The sequence below is a fragment of the Salmonella sp. WC3 genome (genome assembly GCF_042932255.1).
In the GTDB taxonomy this organism is placed as follows: Bacteria; Pseudomonadota; Gammaproteobacteria; order Enterobacterales; family Enterobacteriaceae; genus Salmonella; species Salmonella enterica.
Window position 1 is genome coordinate 1,503,500 of sequence record NZ_CP170629.1, and the last position, 17,330, is coordinate 1,520,829.

General features: G+C 54.0%; 18 protein-coding genes. 6 read left to right on the top strand and 12 right to left on the bottom strand.

Annotated elements, in window-relative coordinates; translation table 11 throughout:
- Positions 1 to 5: 5 nt before the first annotated feature.
- Positions 6 to 1,154 carry a glycerate 3-kinase gene (gene glxK, locus ACFK9X_RS07045; protein ID WP_000706331.1) on the top strand — a complete coding sequence of 383 codons (1,149 nt, stop codon included), beginning with the start codon at positions 6 to 8 and terminating at the stop codon, positions 1,152 to 1,154.
- Between the two features lie 78 nt (positions 1,155 to 1,232).
- On the opposite strand, the gene allE is transcribed toward glxK, so the two are convergent.
- The 3 genes from allE to allD are packed head-to-tail and all read right to left on the bottom strand — an operon-like array spanning position 1,233 to position 4,335.
- The gene (gene allE / locus ACFK9X_RS07050) at positions 1,233 to 2,018 is read right to left on the bottom strand and encodes a (S)-ureidoglycine aminohydrolase (RefSeq protein ID WP_000540981.1); all 786 of its coding nucleotides are present in this window, start codon (positions 2,016 to 2,018) and stop codon (positions 1,233 to 1,235) included.
- A gap of 10 nt (positions 2,019 to 2,028) precedes the next feature.
- A complete protein-coding gene (gene allC, locus ACFK9X_RS07055; protein ID WP_151115978.1) occupies positions 2,029 to 3,264 on the bottom strand; it encodes an allantoate deiminase in 1,236 nt (411 codons plus the stop codon).
- Positions 3,265 to 3,285: 21 nt separating this feature from the next.
- Entirely contained in the window at positions 3,286 to 4,335 is a 1,050-nt protein-coding gene (gene allD, locus ACFK9X_RS07060; RefSeq protein ID WP_151115980.1) for an ureidoglycolate dehydrogenase, read from the bottom strand.
- A 315-nt stretch (positions 4,336 to 4,650) separates the two neighbouring features.
- On the opposite strand from allD, the gene ACFK9X_RS07065 reads away from it, so the two are divergent.
- The 4 genes from ACFK9X_RS07065 (at position 4,651) to ACFK9X_RS07080 (ending at position 9,302) form a co-directional block, all read left to right on the top strand.
- Positions 4,651 to 6,315, top strand: a complete 1,665-nt coding sequence (locus tag ACFK9X_RS07065) for an acyl-CoA synthetase FdrA (RefSeq protein WP_151115982.1) — start codon at positions 4,651 to 4,653, stop codon at positions 6,313 to 6,315.
- Positions 6,316 to 6,324: 9 nt separating this feature from the next.
- The gene (locus ACFK9X_RS07070) at positions 6,325 to 7,584 is read left to right on the top strand and encodes a DUF1116 domain-containing protein (protein ID WP_000495330.1); all 1,260 of its coding nucleotides are present in this window, start codon (positions 6,325 to 6,327) and stop codon (positions 7,582 to 7,584) included.
- Between the two features lie 74 nt (positions 7,585 to 7,658).
- The gene (locus tag ACFK9X_RS07075; RefSeq protein WP_225321149.1) at positions 7,659 to 8,405 is read left to right on the top strand and encodes a DUF2877 domain-containing protein; all 747 of its coding nucleotides are present in this window, start codon (positions 7,659 to 7,661) and stop codon (positions 8,403 to 8,405) included.
- Between the two features lie 3 nt (positions 8,406 to 8,408).
- Positions 8,409 to 9,302 carry a carbamate kinase gene (locus ACFK9X_RS07080; RefSeq protein ID WP_000855337.1) on the top strand — a complete coding sequence of 298 codons (894 nt, stop codon included), beginning with the start codon at positions 8,409 to 8,411 and terminating at the stop codon, positions 9,300 to 9,302.
- Positions 9,303 to 9,342: 40 nt separating this feature from the next.
- Here the strand turns inward: ACFK9X_RS07080 and purK are convergent, their stop codons facing one another.
- The 4 genes from purK to ppiB all read right to left on the bottom strand — a co-directional run bounded on the left by purK (position 9,343) and on the right by ppiB (position 12,253).
- Complete coding sequence (purK, locus tag ACFK9X_RS07085; RefSeq protein ID WP_000815601.1) at positions 9,343 to 10,410, bottom strand: 5-(carboxyamino)imidazole ribonucleotide synthase; 1,068 nt, start codon at positions 10,408 to 10,410, stop codon at positions 9,343 to 9,345.
- Positions 10,407 to 10,916: a 5-(carboxyamino)imidazole ribonucleotide mutase gene (gene purE / locus ACFK9X_RS07090; RefSeq protein WP_000098736.1), complete on the bottom strand. Its 510-nt coding sequence runs from the start codon at positions 10,914 to 10,916 to the stop codon at positions 10,407 to 10,409. Before purE ends, purK begins: the two co-directional genes overlap by 4 nt.
- Before the next feature lie 117 nt (positions 10,917 to 11,033).
- The gene (gene lpxH, locus ACFK9X_RS07095; RefSeq protein WP_000212284.1) at positions 11,034 to 11,756 is read right to left on the bottom strand and encodes a UDP-2,3-diacylglucosamine diphosphatase; all 723 of its coding nucleotides are present in this window, start codon (positions 11,754 to 11,756) and stop codon (positions 11,034 to 11,036) included.
- A 2-nt stretch (positions 11,757 to 11,758) separates the two neighbouring features.
- Entirely contained in the window at positions 11,759 to 12,253 is a 495-nt protein-coding gene (gene ppiB / locus ACFK9X_RS07100) for a peptidylprolyl isomerase B (protein WP_000255991.1), read from the bottom strand.
- 172 nt (positions 12,254 to 12,425) lie between these two features.
- Between ppiB and cysS the strand changes: the two genes are divergently transcribed.
- Positions 12,426 to 13,811 (top strand): cysteine--tRNA ligase, encoded by a 1,386-nt coding sequence (cysS, locus tag ACFK9X_RS07105; RefSeq protein WP_000912376.1) that lies wholly within the window; start codon positions 12,426 to 12,428, stop codon positions 13,809 to 13,811.
- 44 nt (positions 13,812 to 13,855) lie between these two features.
- On the opposite strand, the gene ACFK9X_RS07110 is transcribed toward cysS, so the two are convergent.
- The 5 genes from ACFK9X_RS07110 to folD all read right to left on the bottom strand — a co-directional run bounded on the left by ACFK9X_RS07110 (position 13,856) and on the right by folD (position 16,859).
- Positions 13,856 to 14,680, bottom strand: a complete 825-nt coding sequence (locus tag ACFK9X_RS07110) for a DUF2145 domain-containing protein (RefSeq protein ID WP_020839510.1) — start codon at positions 14,678 to 14,680, stop codon at positions 13,856 to 13,858.
- A complete protein-coding gene (locus ACFK9X_RS07115) occupies positions 14,677 to 15,114 on the bottom strand; it encodes an STM0539 family protein (RefSeq protein WP_151115984.1) in 438 nt (145 codons plus the stop codon). Before ACFK9X_RS07115 ends, ACFK9X_RS07110 begins: the two co-directional genes overlap by 4 nt.
- Positions 15,107 to 15,652, bottom strand: coding sequence for a metal-dependent hydrolase (locus ACFK9X_RS07120; RefSeq protein ID WP_001143507.1), 546 nt, complete (start codon positions 15,650 to 15,652; stop codon positions 15,107 to 15,109). Before ACFK9X_RS07120 ends, ACFK9X_RS07115 begins: the two co-directional genes overlap by 8 nt.
- A 126-nt stretch (positions 15,653 to 15,778) precedes the next feature.
- On the bottom strand, positions 15,779 to 15,991 hold the full coding sequence (gene ybcJ, locus ACFK9X_RS07125) for a ribosome-associated protein YbcJ (protein ID WP_000190278.1): 213 nt from the start codon (positions 15,989 to 15,991) through the stop codon (positions 15,779 to 15,781).
- Position 15,992: 1 nt separating this feature from the next.
- Positions 15,993 to 16,859: a bifunctional methylenetetrahydrofolate dehydrogenase/methenyltetrahydrofolate cyclohydrolase FolD gene (gene folD, locus ACFK9X_RS07130; RefSeq protein WP_000729165.1), complete on the bottom strand. Its 867-nt coding sequence runs from the start codon at positions 16,857 to 16,859 to the stop codon at positions 15,993 to 15,995.
- Between the last annotated feature and the right edge of the window lie 471 nt (positions 16,860 to 17,330).

Here is a 17,330-nt window from a genome sequence, read left to right on the forward strand (position 1 = left end):
ACATGATGAAGATTGTAATTGCGCCAGATTCATTTAAAGAGAGCTTAAGCGCTGATAAATGCTGTCAGGCTATTAAAGCGGGATTTTCAACCGTATTTCCTGATGCGCGCTATGTCTGTTTACCGATCGCCGATGGTGGAGAAGGAACCGTGGATGCGATGGTGGCTGCGACCGGCGGGAAACGGGTTTCTGTGGACGTTAGCGGGCCGATGGGGGAAAAAGTAAACGGATTTTATGGCCTGACCGGCGACGGCAAAACGGCGATTATTGAAATGGCGGCGGCGAGCGGATTGATGCTGGTGGCGCCAGAGGCGCGTAATCCGTTGCTGGCATCCAGTTTCGGCACAGGCGAATTGATTCGTCACGCCCTGGACGCGGGAATTCGCCATATTATTCTGGGTATCGGCGGCAGCGCCACGGTGGATGGCGGAATGGGAGTAGCGCAGGCGCTCGGTGTGCGTTTTCTGGACGCGCAGGGAACGCCTCTTGGCGCCGGAGGGGGCAATTTATCGCGCCTGGCGAGCATTGACCTGCAGGGGTGCGATCCGCGAATTTCAGAGTGTCGTATTGAGGTCGCCTGTGATGTTGATAACCCGTTGGTGGGGCCACGCGGCGCGGCGGCGGTATTCGGTCCGCAGAAAGGGGCGACGCCTGAAATGGTCGAGACGCTGGAAAATGGATTACGTAATTATGCCCGTGTCTTACATGCCCTGACCGGACGCGACATGTCTCAAATACCGGGCGGTGGAGCGGCCGGAGGAATGGGGATTGCTGCTATCGTCTTCCTGGAAGCGGAAATGAAGCCCGGTATTGAGATTGTTATGCAGGCGGTGAAGTTGGAGGAGGCGGTAAAAGAGGCCTCGCTGGTGATTACCGGAGAAGGGCGAATCGACTCGCAAACGGCGGGAGGAAAAGCGCCGATAGGCGTTGCGTCAGTGGCGAAACGGCATCACGTCCCGGTTATCGGCATTGCCGGCGTACTGGGCGACGGCGTGGAAGTGGTCCATCGCCACGGTATTGATGCAGTATTCAGTATTTTGCCGCGGCTGGCGCCTTTGCCGGAAGTTCTGGCGAACGGTGAACAAAATCTCTACCACAGCGCCTGTAATATTGCCCGCGTCATCAAACTTGGCCAGGATATCGGGACTCGTTAAGCATAAAAAAAGCCACGGTTCTCACCGTGGCAAAATCCAACATAGCTAAATAAAAATAATCAGGAGGGCTGCCCGCCGTTAAATCATAACGTCGCGGTTACAGTCTTTGGAGTAGATGTAGCTGAATGCTTCGCCACGACCTACACCGTATCCGGCCTGCAGGGAATAAGCGCCCATGAAGATGTAGTCGCCTTTTTTCACCGGCACCCAGTTGTTGTCGAGGTTATAAACTCCCTGGCCGGAAAGGATATAAGCGCCATGTTCCTGGACGTGGGTTTCAATATAGCCGTGGCTGGCGCCCGGTTCGAACGACAGAATATGCATATTCATATCGAAGCCCAGCTCTTTAGGCAGGAAATCCAGCAGAATAACATCTTCCATGCCTTCATAATGAATACGCTCCAGCTGGCTGGCATTGCCGGAAACCAACCACGGGGCATGCCCCTCGACAGGAGTATAGCGGCGTTTATATAAAAATAGCTGGCTGTCTTCCGTTTGAGCGTTGCTAAAGGTCATCATCTCGCCCGGTGGACAATAGAGGTATCCGCCCTGGGTTAAAGAGAATGTTTTTCCTTCTGCTTTAGCTTCAATATTTCCCGCAATGACATAGAGAAAAGTTTCAATCCCCTCGCCGCCAAAGCCCTGCTGGTTGCCGCCATTCTGATGTAAGGTGACCAGATAATCGACGAAAGAAGCACCCAGCTTCGGCGTCGAAAGGATGGTGACGTCACAGTTTTCAAAGCCGGGAATAATATTTTTCACCAGACCGTCCGGCGTTAAGAGCGCATAGTTACCGTGTTTCACAATGGCGCGGTTCGCCAGTAAATCATCGCGGTAACCCGTGACGTTATTCAGATATCCCATTGATGGCTCCTTATTTTTGCCAGGCAAGTTGATGCAGCATTAATGCCAGAGTTTTGACCCCTTCAGCAAGGTCATTAATGTTGGTACGTTCCGCCGGGTTATGGCTGATACCATTAATGCTGGGGACGAAAATCATACAGGTAGGGACGCGCGGCGCGAAAATTTGCGCGTCATGACCTGCGCCGCTATGCATTATGCGATAGTTCAGTTGTTCGGTTTCACACAGCCTGGTGAGGGCCGCGACCAGTTCGGAGTTCATCGGCACCGGCGCTTCGTCCATCCACAAATCGATATCGATGCTGATATCCATTTCATCGCAGATGGCGCGCATATCGTTTTCCAACTGTTCGGTAAATTCGCGAAGTACGGCGGCGTCCGTATGCCGGCAATCGATTGTAAATGTGGTTTTTCCAGGGACTACATTGACCGTATTCGGCTGCGGCTCAACTTTGCCGAACGTTAATACCAGGGGATCGCCATGCTGTTTGGCTTTTTCAATGGACTGACTGCAAATACGACAGAAGGCGTGCACCGTATCGCGACGATAGCCCATTGGCGTTGTGCCTGCATGGTTGGACTCGCCGTTGAGCGTCACCGTGTAGCGACGTTGCCCGACGATGGCGTTGACGACGCCAATCGACTGTCCGTTGCTCTCCAGAACGCAGCCTTGCTCAATATGCAATTCAACAAAGGCGCGGATATCGGTTCGCGCAGCGAGCGGCGCGGCGGGAAGGGTAAATCCGCACGCCTGCATAGCGTCGACAAAGCCTGTGCCTTTGGCGTCCTGGATATGGCGTACCTCTTCAGGATTCGCCAGGCCAAAAATGTTCTTGCTGCCCCAAAAAACGTAAGGGAAACGGCTGCCTTCTTCCTCAGCCATTGACACTACCTCGACGGTGCGCAGCGGCGCGCCGTAGGTCGCTTTTAGCCAGTCGAGCGCCAGCCAGGCGGCAAGCGCGCCGAATTGCCCGTCCAGATTGCCGCCGTTGACGACCGTATCAATATGCGAACCGCTTAAAATCACCTGCTCCGGAAATTGTGTGCCGCAAAGGCGGCCATATAAATTTCCGACGTCATCAAAGCGTGTCTCCAGACCGCTTTCTGCCATTCGCTTTTTAAACTGCTGCTGTGTTTCCAGCCACTCAGGCGAATAAAGTAAACGCGTCATTCCGCCCGTAGGATCGGCTCCAATGGAAGAGAGCCAGGGCAATGTTTCTTCTATCGCGTGGCGAAAATGCTTTATCATAGAAAATTCCTGTTTCAATAATTATTGGGCAAAGGGATTTTTTGTTTCGTATGACTTGAGATAGAGGGCATCGGAAATCAGATATTGATAAATATCATCAACAATATCGATACCATTCATATCGGCATTTTTCTGTTTAATATCCTGATCCTGTCCAGGATAATAAACCTGTTTAAAACCGGGGGCGGGCTTCACGGCATTGAGTTCCTGCATGGTCTGACTAATATGTTTGCGGAATAATTCACAGGAAGAAAAGAACGCCGGATTAATGACCAGATGAAGTTGTCCTAAATTGCGTCCGGCGTGTAAATCTTCATACATCGAACTGACCTGGCGGCCAAACGGCAGCCCCAGCAGAATGCCGGACAAAATATCGATCATCATCATCAGGCCGTAACCTTTCGGGCCTGCGGCGGGTAATAACGCATTGACGGCAAAAGGATCATGTGTCGGCGCGCCGTTTTTATCGACGGCCCAACTCTCCGGAATGGACTCATTGCGGGACCGTGCATCGAGGACTTTTCCCCAGGCCTGCACGGTGGTGGCCATATCAAAGGTAATGATGTCATCGCCTTCGCCCGGCGCGGCAAAGGCCAGCGGATTAGTGCCATAGTAAATATCCGCCCCGCCAAACGGCACGACCATAGGATCGGACTGACAGATAGACAGACCGATCAGGCCTTCGCGAGCAGCCTGGCGGACGAAATAAGAGATGGCGCCGCTATGGCACATTCTGCTAATGCCGACAACCGCGACGCCATTTTTTTTGGCTATTTCAATAGCATGCTCCATTCCCATTTTGGCTGCGACCTGTCCGGCAGCATTATCGGCATGCAGTATCGCCGTACAGGGACCGGTATTCTCAATGCGGAACGTCGGCTCCCGGTTGGTGCCGCCTTTTGAAATTCGTTCGGCATAATATTCAACGCGTACGGCGCCATGTGAGTGAATACCTCTGGCATCTGCATAAACCAGTACGTCGGCGACGATGGCGGCGTGCTCACGTTTTAGTCCGGCTTTATAAAGCTTATTTTCGATAAGCTGATGGAGTGTTTCCCGACTGATTTTCATCTGTCTTCCTTTTTAACGACGGTGTGAAGCATGACTGAGATTAACATACCGGGAAAATAAAATGATTATGTGATCCAGACAGGCAAAAAAATATAATTAGAATTTATTTGATAATCAGGCGGGTTTTATCTTTTTGCTTAAATAAAAAGCTTTTTTAGAAAATCATAACTAATCCTTTAGCCGTTGTTTGAATTCTTTTGTTAATAAATTTGATGTGACATTAATCACTCTATTTACCCTCCCGGATATATACCGTGAAGCGCACATTAACACTGCTCGTGCAATTGCAATGGGTGCAATTATTAAGGAGTTGTTATGATCCACGCCTTTATTAAAAAAGGGTGTTTTCAGGACTCTGTCAGCTTAATGATTATTTCTCGAAAGCTGAGTGAGTCCGAAAATGTTGATGATGTATCGGTAATGATGGGAACGCCTGCGAATAAGTCGCTGCTGGAAACTACCGGTTTCTGGCATGACGATTTTCATGGCGCTACGCCCAATGACATTTGCGTGGCGATTCGTACCGAAGCGGTAGATGACGGCATTACGCAAGTGATTGTGCAACAGCTCGAAGAAGCATTGCAGCAGTTGGCGCAGGGAAGCAGCGGCAGCCAGTCGTTAATCCAGGTCAGACGCTGGGAAAGCGCCTGTCAGAAACTGCCAGAGGCGAATCTGGCGCTGGTATCGGTGGCCGGCGAATATGCGGCGGAACTGTCGGAGCAGGCGCTGGATCGTTCGTTGAACGTGATGATCTTCTCCGATAATGTCACGCTGGACGATGAAATCAGACTAAAACGCCGGGCGCGTGATAAAGGACTGCTGGTCATGGGGCCGGATTGCGGCACCGCTATGATCGCCAATACGCCGCTGGCTTTCGCTAACGTCATGCCAGAGGGCAACATCGGGGTGATTGGCGCTTCCGGCACCGGTATTCAGGAGCTCTGTTCACAGATTGCGCTGGCGGGGGAAGGGATTACCCATGCCATCGGGCTTGGCGGACGCGATTTGAGCGCCGAGGTCGGCGGGATCAGCGCGCTAACGGCACTGGAGATACTCAGCGCGGATGAAAAGAGCCAGGTGCTGGCCTTTGTCTCCAAACCGCCTGCCGATGCGGTTCGTCAGCATATTATCGCGGCGATGAAAGCCACCGGGAAACCCGTTGTAGCGCTGTTCTTAGGGTTTTCCTCTCCCGTTGCGCGTGAGGGAAACGTCTGGTTTGCCTCGACGCTGGATGAAGCCGCCCGCCTGGCATGTTTATTGTCTCGCGTGACGTCGCAGTGTAAAGAAATGGTTTCAACAGGCGGCGTGATTCGTGGCCTCTATACCGGCGGAACGCTGGCGGCGGAAGCGGCGGGGCTGCTGGCCGGCTATCTGGGCGTCGCGGCGGATACGGAACATCACCATGGCATGATGCTTGACGCTGACGGCCACCAGATTATCGATCTGGGCGATGACTTTTATACCGTTGGGCGACCACATCCGATGATCGACCCGGCGTTACGTAATCAGCTTATCGCCGGGCTTGGCACGCAGCCGCAGGTACGCGTGTTATTAGTGGACGTCGTTATTGGTTTTGGTGCGACCGCCGATCCCGCCGCATCGCTGATTCAGGCCTGGCAGAAGGCATGTGCCGCACGCGCCAGCGATCAGCCGCTGTTCGCCATCGCAACCGTCACCGGAACGGAACGCGATCCTCAGTGCCGCTCGCAACAAATCGCCGCGCTCGAAGATGTCGGCATCACGGTAGTGGATTCTCTTCCCGAAGCCACTCTGTTGGCCGCGGAACTGATTCGACCCACTCTCTCTTCTACTCATCCATCAGCTCCCCGGTTACTGGAAGCGGTAGCGGTGATTAATGCCGGGTTACGTAGCTTTGCACTGGATTTACAGGCTGCCGGTATGCCCGTGGTGCACTACCAGTGGGCGCCTGTCGCTGGCGGTAATAAAAAACTGGCTCGTCTGTTAGAACGTTTGCAATAAGGGGTTCCCATGTTTACATCAGTGGCGCAAGCCAACGCTGCAGTCATCGAACAAATTCGTCGCGCACGTCCGCACTGGCTGGATGTGAAGCCAGCTTCTTCATTAATTAGCGTGCTCAATCAAGGGAAAACGCTTCTTCATGCCGGCCCGCCGATGCGCTGGCAAGAGATGACCGGCCCGATGAAAGGCGCCTGTATCGGCGCATGCCTGTTTGAAGGATGGGCCAAAGATGAAATGAGCGCGCTCGCGCTGTTAGAGCAGGGAAAGGTCAACTTTATTCCCTGCCATCACGTTAACGCCGTGGGGCCGATGGGCGGTATTACCTCAGCCAGTATGCCGATGCTGGTCGTGGAAAATATCACCGACGGCAATCGCGCGTACTGCAATCTCAACGAAGGGATCGGCAAAGTGATGCGTTTCGGCGCCTATGGCGAGGATGTTCAGCAACGTTTGCGCTGGATGCGTGATGTGCTGATGCCGGTATTAAGCGCGGCGCTGGGACGTCTGGAGCGGGGGCTCGACCTGACCGCAATGATGGCGCAGGGCATTACGATGGGAGATGAATTCCACCAGCGCAATATCGCCTCTTCCGCATTGCTGATGCGCACGTTGGCGCCGCATATCGCCCGTCTGGAACACGATAAGCAGCAGATAGCGGAAGTGATGGATTTTCTGAGCGTCACCGATCAATTCTTCCTTAATCTGGCGATGGCCTACTGTAAAGCCGCCATGGACGCAGGCGCGCAGATTCGCGCCGGCAGCATTGTGACGGCGATGACCCGCAATGGCGATATGTTTGGCATTCGGGTTAGCGGTCTGGGCGACCGTTGGTTCACCGCGCCTGTTAATACGCCGCAGGGGCTATTTTTTACCGGTTTTTCGCAGGATCAGGCCAACCCGGACATGGGCGACAGCGCCATTACTGAAACGTTTGGTATTGGCGGCGCTGCGATGATTGCCGCGCCTGGCGTAACGCGTTTTGTTGGTGCCGGGGGAATGGAAGCGGCGAAATCTGTTTCTGAAGAGATGGCTGAAATTTATCTCGAACGCAACATGCAGCTACAAATCCCCGGCTGGGATTTTCAGGGGGCCTGTCTGGGACTGGATATCCGCCGCGTGGTCGAGACCGGAATTACGCCGCTGATTAACACGGGTATCGCGCATAAAGAGGCGGGGATTGGCCAGATTGGCGCGGGAACCGTCCGTGCGCCGCTGGCCTGTTTCGAGCAGGCGCTGGAAGCGCTGGCGGAAAGCATGGGCGTAAGTTAAGAGAGCGTCTCATGAAACGTATCCATCCTCTTATGGCAAGCCGACAATCGGCGGATTATCGGCAACCCTAGCAGATGTCAGGGGTATGGCGTCGCTCTATTAATTTTGTGGCGAAAAGCGGTGAGTTATTAACGCTTCACCGTCGGGGGAGCGGCTTCAGTCCGGGAGGGTGGATACTGCGCGGCGGCGATTTTGACGCCTTGCGTGATGTGCTCACCGATGGCGAAAAACCGCAGTCAACCGCTGCCGGTATTCAGATTGGCGAGTTTCTTTTATGCGAGCCGGAGAGGCGCTGTTCGCTGCGGGTTCCACGCTATCTTGCGTCGCCGCGTCTTAACGCGACGTACATGCAGCGTAGTGAGGAGACGGGACTGTTTGGGCCGTTAACCGTCGCCGCAGCTCAGCCTCTATGTCCGGAACTTCGCCAGTTTTGTCACTGCTTTCAGTCAGCGCTTGCAGGTGCTGCGACTGACTGGCGGCTATGGCTGGGTAAAGGGCCTGGCTTAACGCCCAGTCATGACGACACGCTGACGGGAATGTTGCTGGCGGCCTGGTATTTTGACGCCATAGATGAACGCGCCGGGCGTAATTTTTTTGCCCAATCCGGCAGCCTTGATCGGGCGACGACGCTCGTGAGCGTCAGCTATTTACGCTATGCGGCTATGGGGTATTTCGCGTCGCCTTTACTCCACTTTATTCATGCGCTGCGACGAGATGCTCGCACAGAAACGGCGATTGACGGACTGCTGGCGCTGGGGCACACCTCGGGCGCGGATACGCTGCTGGGGTTCTGGCTTGGACAACAAATAGTAAAAGGATAGGGAATGAAAACGTTGGTAGTTGCTCTTGGCGGCAACGCATTATTGCAGCGCGGAGAAGCGCTAACGGCAGAGAATCAATATCGCAATATTGCTGACGCGGTGCCCGCGCTGGCGCGACTTGCCCGCTCGTATCGGCTGGCGATAGTACATGGCAACGGCCCTCAGGTCGGCCTGTTGGCTTTACAGAACCTTGCCTGGAAAGCCGTTGAGCCTTATCCGCTGGATGTGCTGGTAGCGGAAAGTCAGGGAATGATCGGCTATATGCTGGCGCAGCGTCTGGCGCTTGAACCCGATATGCCGCCGGTGACTGCGGTATTAACGCGAATAAAGGTATCGGCGGACGATCCTGCTTTTCTTGAACCGGAAAAGTTTATCGGTCCCGTTTATTCGCCAGAAGAGCAAATGGCGCTGGAAGCGACTTATGGCTGGCATATGAAACGTGATGGAAAATATCTGCGCCGTGTCGTCGCTTCCCCGGCGCCGCGTCAGATTATCGAAAGCGCCGCTATTGAGTTATTGCTAAAAGAGGGCCATGTGGTGATTTGCAGCGGCGGTGGCGGGGTACCTGTTGCTGGCGAGGGCGAAGGGGTCGAGGCGGTGATAGATAAAGACCTGGCGGCGGCATTGCTGGCGGAGCAGATAGCGGCCGATGGTCTGATCATTTTGACGGATGCGGATGCGGTGTATGAACATTGGGGAACGCCGCAGCAGCGCGCTATTCGTCAGGCTTCGCCCGATGAGCTGGCGCCGTTTGCCAAAGCCGATGGCGCGATGGGACCGAAGGTGACCGCGGTAAGCGGGTATGTGAAGCGGTGCGGAAAGCCGGCATGGATTGGCGCGCTGTCGCGTATTGACGATACCCTGGCGGGCAGGGCGGGAACCTGCATCTGTCTGTGATCGCGACGGGCGGCAACAGAGAATGCGCCGCCCACGCTGTTTATTTAAGCTTACTTTGCGCCCAGATAATGCCGCTGGCGTATTCGCCCGGCAGGAGCGGAGAGAGCGCTTCCAGGGTGGCGCTAAGACGTGACGTATCGCTGTCGGTCAGATTCAGATGGCCGACTTTTCGCCCCGGACGTACCGCTTTATCATACCAGTGCAGATGTACCAGCGGCAGCTTCAGCCAGTCGTAATTCAGCTCGCTGCCGATCAGATTGATCATCACCGACGGGGCGTTAATCACCGGCGCGGGCAACGGCAGGCCGGTAATCGCGCGCAAATGCAATTCAAACTGACTGATGCTGGCGCCATTTTGCGTCCAGTGTCCGCTGTTATGCACGCGCGGCGCCAGTTCATTGATTAACAGGCCTTCCGGCGTGATAAAACATTCCATCGCCATTACGCCGACGTAGTTCAACGCCTGCATAATTGCTGACAGCATCGATTCCGCCTGCTCCTGCTGTTCGGCGTTCGCCTGTGGGAACGCGACGCTGGTCCGCAAGATGCCGTCCTGATGCAAATTGTGCGTTAGCGGGTAAAACACGGTACTACCGTCATGAGCGCGCGCGCCGACTAACGACACTTCGCCGGAAAAATGGATACCGCGCTCAACAATACATTCGCCATAGCAGTCATCCGGCAGTTGCCCGGTTTCGTCCGCGCGTAGACGCCACTGCCCGCGACCATCGTAGCCGCCAACGCGACGCTTAATAATCGCCAGTTCGCCCAGACGGTCAAAGATGCCGGACCACTCGTCAGCGCTGGTCAGCAGTTGCCACGGCGCGGTCGCGAGTCCCAGTTTATCGAAAAGCTGTTTTTGTGTCAGACGGTCGGCGATGATCGGAAATACATCGCGATTGACGAATGCCGGGTGGCGCGCCAGCTCGCGGGTAAGCGCGGTTTCCGGCCAGCGCTCAATCTCTGCGGTAATGACGCTCTGCTGTACCGGCACGGCGGTAGGCTCTGCATCCAGACCAACCGGCCAGACGGCGATACCCAGCGGTTCGCCCGCCTGGCGCAGCATTCGGCCCAGTTGCCCGTTGCCGAGAACGCAAACTTGCTTCATAGCGTCCCCCGCGGATCGGGATTTTCCAGAACTTCATCGGTTTGCGCTTTGCGCCAGTCGGCAATGCGCTGATGCAGTTCCGCGTCGTGTTGCGCCAGAATCTGCGCGGCGAGCAGGGCGGCGTTAGCGGCACCGGCTTTACCGATCGCCAGCGTACCCACCGGAATGCCGCGCGGCATCTGCACGATGGAGTAGAGGCTATCCACGCCGCTTAGCGCAGCGCTTTGTACCGGCACGCCGAGTACCGGGACCAGCGTTTTTGCCGCAATCATTCCCGGCAGGTGCGCCGCGCCGCCCGCGCCGGCAATAATCACTTGATATCCGTTCTCTTCCGCCGTTTCGGCGAAGCTGAACAGTTTATCGGGGGTGCGATGAGCGGAAACCACTTCTACATGGTGCGGGACATCCAGAATTTCAAAAATTTCGGCGGCGAATTGCATGGTAGCCCAGTCGCTTTTGGACCCCATCACGATGGCGACACGCGCCGGATTATTGCGGGAAGACATGCGTCTTAAAACTCCTGTGGTGCGGGACACGCTGCTTTTGAGGTGTCAGAGAATAGCATGATAATCAGGCAAGGAAAACGGTTGCGTGTACGCCGTAACGGACGATTCGACGAACATTTACAGGGGGAAGGCGATTAACTCCACGTTGTCCGGCGTGACTTTTACCATTGAACCTTCATGATGCCATGCGCCTAACACCACGCGGAACGCGGGCTGGTCGTTGGCGGAAAGTTCATGCACCGCCGGGCGGTGGGTGTGACCGTGAATCAGCCACTGTACGCGGTGTTTTTCCATTTCGGCGACGACGGTCTGTGCATTGACGTCCATAATATCCAGCGATTTGCTGCTGTTGGCGGCTTTGCTGCCGGCGCGCATTCTGGCGGCGATACGGCGGCGGATAAACAGCGGCAGGGTAAGGAATAGTCGTTGAACCCACGGATTATGGACTTTGGCGCGAAACGCCTGATATCCGGCATCATCGGTACAGAGCGTATCGCCGTGCATAATCAACACATTGCGGCCATACAGGTCGAGCACTTTTTCCTGCGGCAGTAGAATCATGCCGCTTTCGCGGGCAAAGCGTTTGCCAATCAGGAAATCACGGTTACCGTGAATAAAGAAACAGGGGACGCCGGAATCAACCAGCGATTTAATGGCAACGGCCATTTCACGATGTAGCGGGTTGGGGTCGTCGTCGCCAATCCAGGCCTCGAAGAGATCGCCAAGAATATACAGCGCGTCGGCCTGACGGGCTTCTACGGCTAAAAAACGCAGAAAACCGGCGACGATCGCCGGTTCTTCCGTTTGCAGATGCAAGTCTGCAATAAACAGTGTCGCCACGATTACTCGCTGACGGTCACGTTTTCAATGATGACGTCTTCTTTTGGTACGTCCTGGTGCATACCGCTACGGCCAGTGGCGACGCCTTTGATTTTATCTACCACGTCCATACCTTCTACGACTTCCGCAAAGACGCAGTAGCCCCAGCCCTGCAGACTTTCGCCGGAGAAGTTCAGGAAGTCGTTGTCTGCCACGTTGATGAAGAATTGCGCGGTAGCCGAATGTGGTGCCTGAGTACGCGCCATCGCCAGCGTACCACGGGTATTTTTCAGACCATTGTTGGCTTCGTTTTTGATCGCCTCTTTGGTGGCTTTCTGTTTCATGCCCGGCTCAAAGCCGCCGCCCTGAATCATAAAACCGTTAATCACACGGTGGAAAATGGTGTTGTTGTAAAAACCTTCGCGGCAGTAGTCCAGGAAGTTTTTAACTGTTTCAGGCGCTTTATCATCAAAGGTTTTGATTACGATATCGCCGTGATTAGTGTGGAAAGTAACCATTTTTGCATCCTGTTCCAAGAGAGTGGTGCTTTAGCCCGCAATGGGGCACATATAGGGGCTTGTTATAGCATAACCGTAAGCTGCGATCACCTTGCAAAGTGTGCTGCTTCGATTACGAATAATATGTATCATACGGAGATTATTACCCACACACGTCTATACGGAATCTTCGATGTTAAAAATTTTTAATACACTGACGCGCCAAAAAGAGGAATTCAAACCCATTCATGCCGGGGAAGTCGGCATGTACGTGTGTGGTATCACCGTTTACGATCTCTGCCACATTGGTCACGGACGCACGTTTGTCGCTTTTGACGTTGTCGCGCGCTATTTGCGTTTTCTCGGTTATAAGCTGAAGTATGTGCGTAACATTACCGATATCGACGATAAAATTATTAAACGCGCCAATGAAAACGGCGAAAGTTTTGTCGCGCTGGTCGACAGAATGATTGCGGAAATGCATCAGGACTTCGACGCGCTGAATATTTTGCGTCCGGACAGCGAGCCGCGTGCGACGCACCATATTCAGGAAATTATCGAGCTCACCCGCACCTTAATCGAGAAAGGGCACGCCTATGTGGCGGATAACGGCGATGTGATGTTTGATGTACCGACCGATCCGACTTATGGGCAGCTTTCCCGTCAGGATCTTGAGCAGCTTCAGGCGGGCGCGCGCGTGGATGTCGTTGACGTGAAGCGTAACCCGATGGACTTCGTGCTGTGGAAAATGTCGAAAGAGGGCGAGCCGAGCTGGCCGTCGCCGTGGGGCGAAGGGCGCCCGGGCTGGCACATTGAATGTTCGGCGATGAACTGCAAGCAGTTGGGCAACCATTTTGATATTCACGGCGGCGGTTCCGATCTGATGTTCCCGCACCATGAAAACGAGATTGCCCAGTCTACCTGCGCGCATGACGGCGAATACGTCAACTACTGGATGCACTCCGGTATGGTGATGGTGGATCGCGAGAAGATGTCCAAATCGCTGGGCAACTTCTTTACCGTGCGCGACGTGCTGAAATACTACGATGCGGAAACCGTGCGCTACTTCCTGATGTCCGGGCATTACCGTAGCCAACTGAACTACAGCGAAGAGAACCTCAAGCAGGCGCGCGCCTCGCTGGAGCGGTTATACACTGCATTGCGTGGAACGGATAAATCAGCGGCCCCGGCGGGCGGCGAGGCGTTTGAAGCGCGTTTCGTGGAGGCGATGAATGACGATTTCAATACGCCGGAAGCCTACTCCGTCCTGTTTGATATGGCGCGTGAAGTCAACCGTCTGAAGGGCGAAGATATGACCGCCGCGAATGCGATGGCGTCTCATCTGCGGAAGATTTCCGGCGTGCTGGGACTGCTGGAGCAGGAGCCGGATGTTTTCCTGCAAAGCGGCGCGCAGGCGGATGACGGTGAAGTTGCGGAAATTGAAGCCTTGATTCAACAGCGTCTGGATGCCCGTAAAGCGAAAGACTGGGCGGCGGCGGACGCGGCGCGCGATCGTCTCGCTGAAATGGGTATTATTCTGGAAGATGGCCCGCAGGGCACCACCTGGCGGCGTAAGTAAGCGCTTTTACAGGCCGCTCTATTTGCATAGAACGGCCTGTTTTTTTATTTTTTCGCACCGGGCGAAAGATAAACACACACCGACTCCCCCAGATTCTGATGTTCACACCCGGGTATTGCCCGGCTGTAATGGGCAATAAAGCGGATGACGCTGTCGCCGCTGTTTAGCCCCACATTTCCTTTTCGCAGCAATTCTGCTGGCTGATCGTCGGTGAAAACGTTAGGGGTGAACAGTTTTGCGCCTAATCGTTCAAAAGTGCCAGCACTAACGATAGAGGGTTGATAACCCTGAAGCTGCAACCAGCGGCGGGCATCATTACGTGACCAAACCTGCGCATCGTTTGCTCGCGCAAACACTTCGAGAAGCCAGCCATTCGAATTCTGATAAGGGCCGGAAAAAGGCCACGCAATCAGGTTATAGCGGGGACTGTGGAAGAGATTGAGTTTGATAGCGCTATGTAAGAGCGTTTGTAATGCCGTCGCGATATCTGAACGCGGGCGCAAAACGGCAATGCTCTGATTCACCAGGTCATCAGCCAGAAACTCATACAGGCCTTGTATATAGAGCGCTGATTCAGCGGTTCCGCAAGTATTCAGATTATGGTAAACCCGCCAGTCTCCGTTTGGCTGGCGCATGGCATAGCCAGCATGTGACCAGGTTAAATGTCGGCTCGACATATCTTGCCCCTGGCGAACCAGAATGACGACCGGATCGGGTTGACTGTTAAGCTGTTGTTTGAGCTGTAGCGCCTGATCCATTGTCGCTGCGATGTTCTCCGGCGTGTTTGCTTTTTGGTGACAGTTAGCACTGTCTGCATAAGCGTTGAGCGAGATTGCGCTGAGCCACAGGGCAAACGCGAACCGCTTCATTTGGCCGGTACCGTCTGGTTGCTGGAAAGTCCTGCGTCGTCCTGATTTACCATATGGGCAAGGACTTTGCCCTCTTTTTTCAAATAAGCGCCGGTGCCTTCCTGCGTTTTTTCCAGAGTGACTTTATCACCTGCTTTGAGGTTGCCTTCTTTGACGACATTTAGCGGAACTTGCATTTTAATGTCTTTGTTATCGGGGGACTTAGTGGTTAACAGCGCGGTTTGTTGCTTTTTATTTTCGACAACAGATCCAATGCTCAGGTTGAGCGGCAGCAGTACGGGGGAGAGTATAATTCCGCTAACCAGTGCGGAACTGCCCACGCTGACAACCGCAGACGATGCCGCATACCAGCCAGTGGCAGACATTTCTTCGCTATAGCTGGCGTGGGAAAATGAGAAACAGACGACCGCGGCGGCGAATATCATTTTATTCATATTGATTCCTTTTAATATGCGTTTTAAGTACCCATAGAAATAACACTAAAATACTTCCCGGCAACCACACCCACAGCAATTCTGAGAGAATGACCTGGTGTCCATACGGCGTGATGTAGCTTGAAAGCGCAAACGGCGCGACTTTAATCACCTGCCAGGGCGCAAAAAAACGTTCATCTGACCACGGCCACAGCCAGCCAACGCCTTTACCACCCGTGGTTATCGAATCCAGCAGGCTGTGCGACAACAATGAAACGGTTAAAAATAGCCAGCAGCGCACCTGCCCAGCTCGAAACCATCGTCGTCCCGCGAGTACGCACAACAGGGGGAGGACGAATGCGAAAAGTAAAGAGTGGGTAAATCCGCGATGGCCAAATACGTTGCCGTAGGCGACGCCAAATTTAAAGGCCAGCACGTCGGCATCGGGGAGCATCGCCAGCACAACACCGGCAAACAGCAGGCGAGGAGGGATAACTTTCAGGCCTAAGCCTGCGCCAAAACACAGAGGAACGGCGGCGTGGGTGATAACGGTAGGCATAGCGATGGTTCACAGGGAAATAGCCATGCTAGCAGTTGGAACGCAGAGGATTAAGTGGATGATTATCTGAAAAGACAGCGTAATCAGGCCGGATAAGACGCTTTGCGTCGCTATCCGGCACTTGTATCAGGCCACGACGTTCACACTTTGGCCTTCAAAGCTAACGGTTTGCCCGGCGACAATTTTGCAGCGTTTACGCGTTTCAACCGCGCCATCAACCTTCACCAACCCGTCGGCAATGGCGATTTTCGCCTGCGCGCCGCTTTCGCTCCAGCCTTCCAGCTTGAGCAGATCGCACAGCTCGACGTGCGGGTGCTTGCCTAAAGAGAATGTCGCCATATTATTTTCCTTGTGGATCGTGATATTCAATGCACGCCTGCAGCGTGTTTTCGATAAGCGTGGCGACCGTCATCGGGCCGACGCCGCCCGGTACTGGCGTGATGTATGACGCGCGCGCCGCGGCTTCGTCAAACACGACGTCGCCAACGACCTTGCCATTTTCCAGACGATTAATACCGACATCAATCACAATTGCGCCTTCTTTAATCCATTCGCCGGGAATAAAGCCCGGTTTACCTACGGCGACAATGAGCAAATCAGCATGCTCGACATGGTGACGCAGATCTTTTGTAAAGCGGTGCGTAACGGTAGTCGTACAGCCAGCCAGCAGCAGCTCCATGCTCATCGGGCGTCCAACGATATTGGACGCGCCAATGACCACCGCATTCAGGCCGTAGGTATCAATGTTGTAACGCTCAAGCAGGGTCACAATACCGCGGGGCGTACAGGGACGCAGGCGCGGCGCACGCTGGCACAGACGACCGACATTATAAGGATGAAAACCGTCTACGTCTTTATCTGGCGCGATACGCTCCAGCACTTTAACGTTGTCGATGCCTGCCGGTAAAGGCAACTGCACCAGAATACCGTCGATCGTGTTATCTGCATTCAGAGTATCGATAAGCGCCAGCAGTTCGGCTTCGCTGGTGGTTTCTGGCAGGTCATAGGAGCGGGAGACGAATCCCACCTCGTCGCACGCTTTACGTTTGCTTGCGACATAAATCTGTGAGGCCGGATTGCTGCCGACCAGCACCACAGCCAGGCCGGGAGCGCGAAGACCTGCTGCGACGCGTGCCTGAACTTTTTGAGCAACCTCAGATCGCACCTGCTGCGCAATCGTTTTACCGTCAATAATCTTTGCTGCCATCAGAGAGAAGATTCCATCTGTTACTTCAAGTCAAAGGGGATAGCGCTATTTTGTCAGAAGCGGGCCTCGCTGTCAGTTAACGTTTGTGTTTCCGATGCAAACGCGACGTCTCCCCCGTCCGTTGCCGATACTGAGACGTGACCCGTAAGCGCGCCATGATTAACCAAAAAGAAACAATTCATCACCCTGGCTATGGTTACCGTAATCCCTCGTCGTTAATAGCGTCGGGCGGCATAATGCGACATTTTATACAAAATAAGATTAGACCCTTCTTATATCCCAATAAGAATTAGCTTAGGTCATTAAAAGAGTTTGCGGCTGTTTTTTATTTAGCGAAATGTTTAATTTATTACCGTGACGAAATGTCATATTCGCAAAGATTAATTACTGCGTCTGATACTCAGGGGAGAAACAGAAAACTAATTAATCTGCGATATCTATCTTTACAGGATGCAGAGATAACTTTTCTGA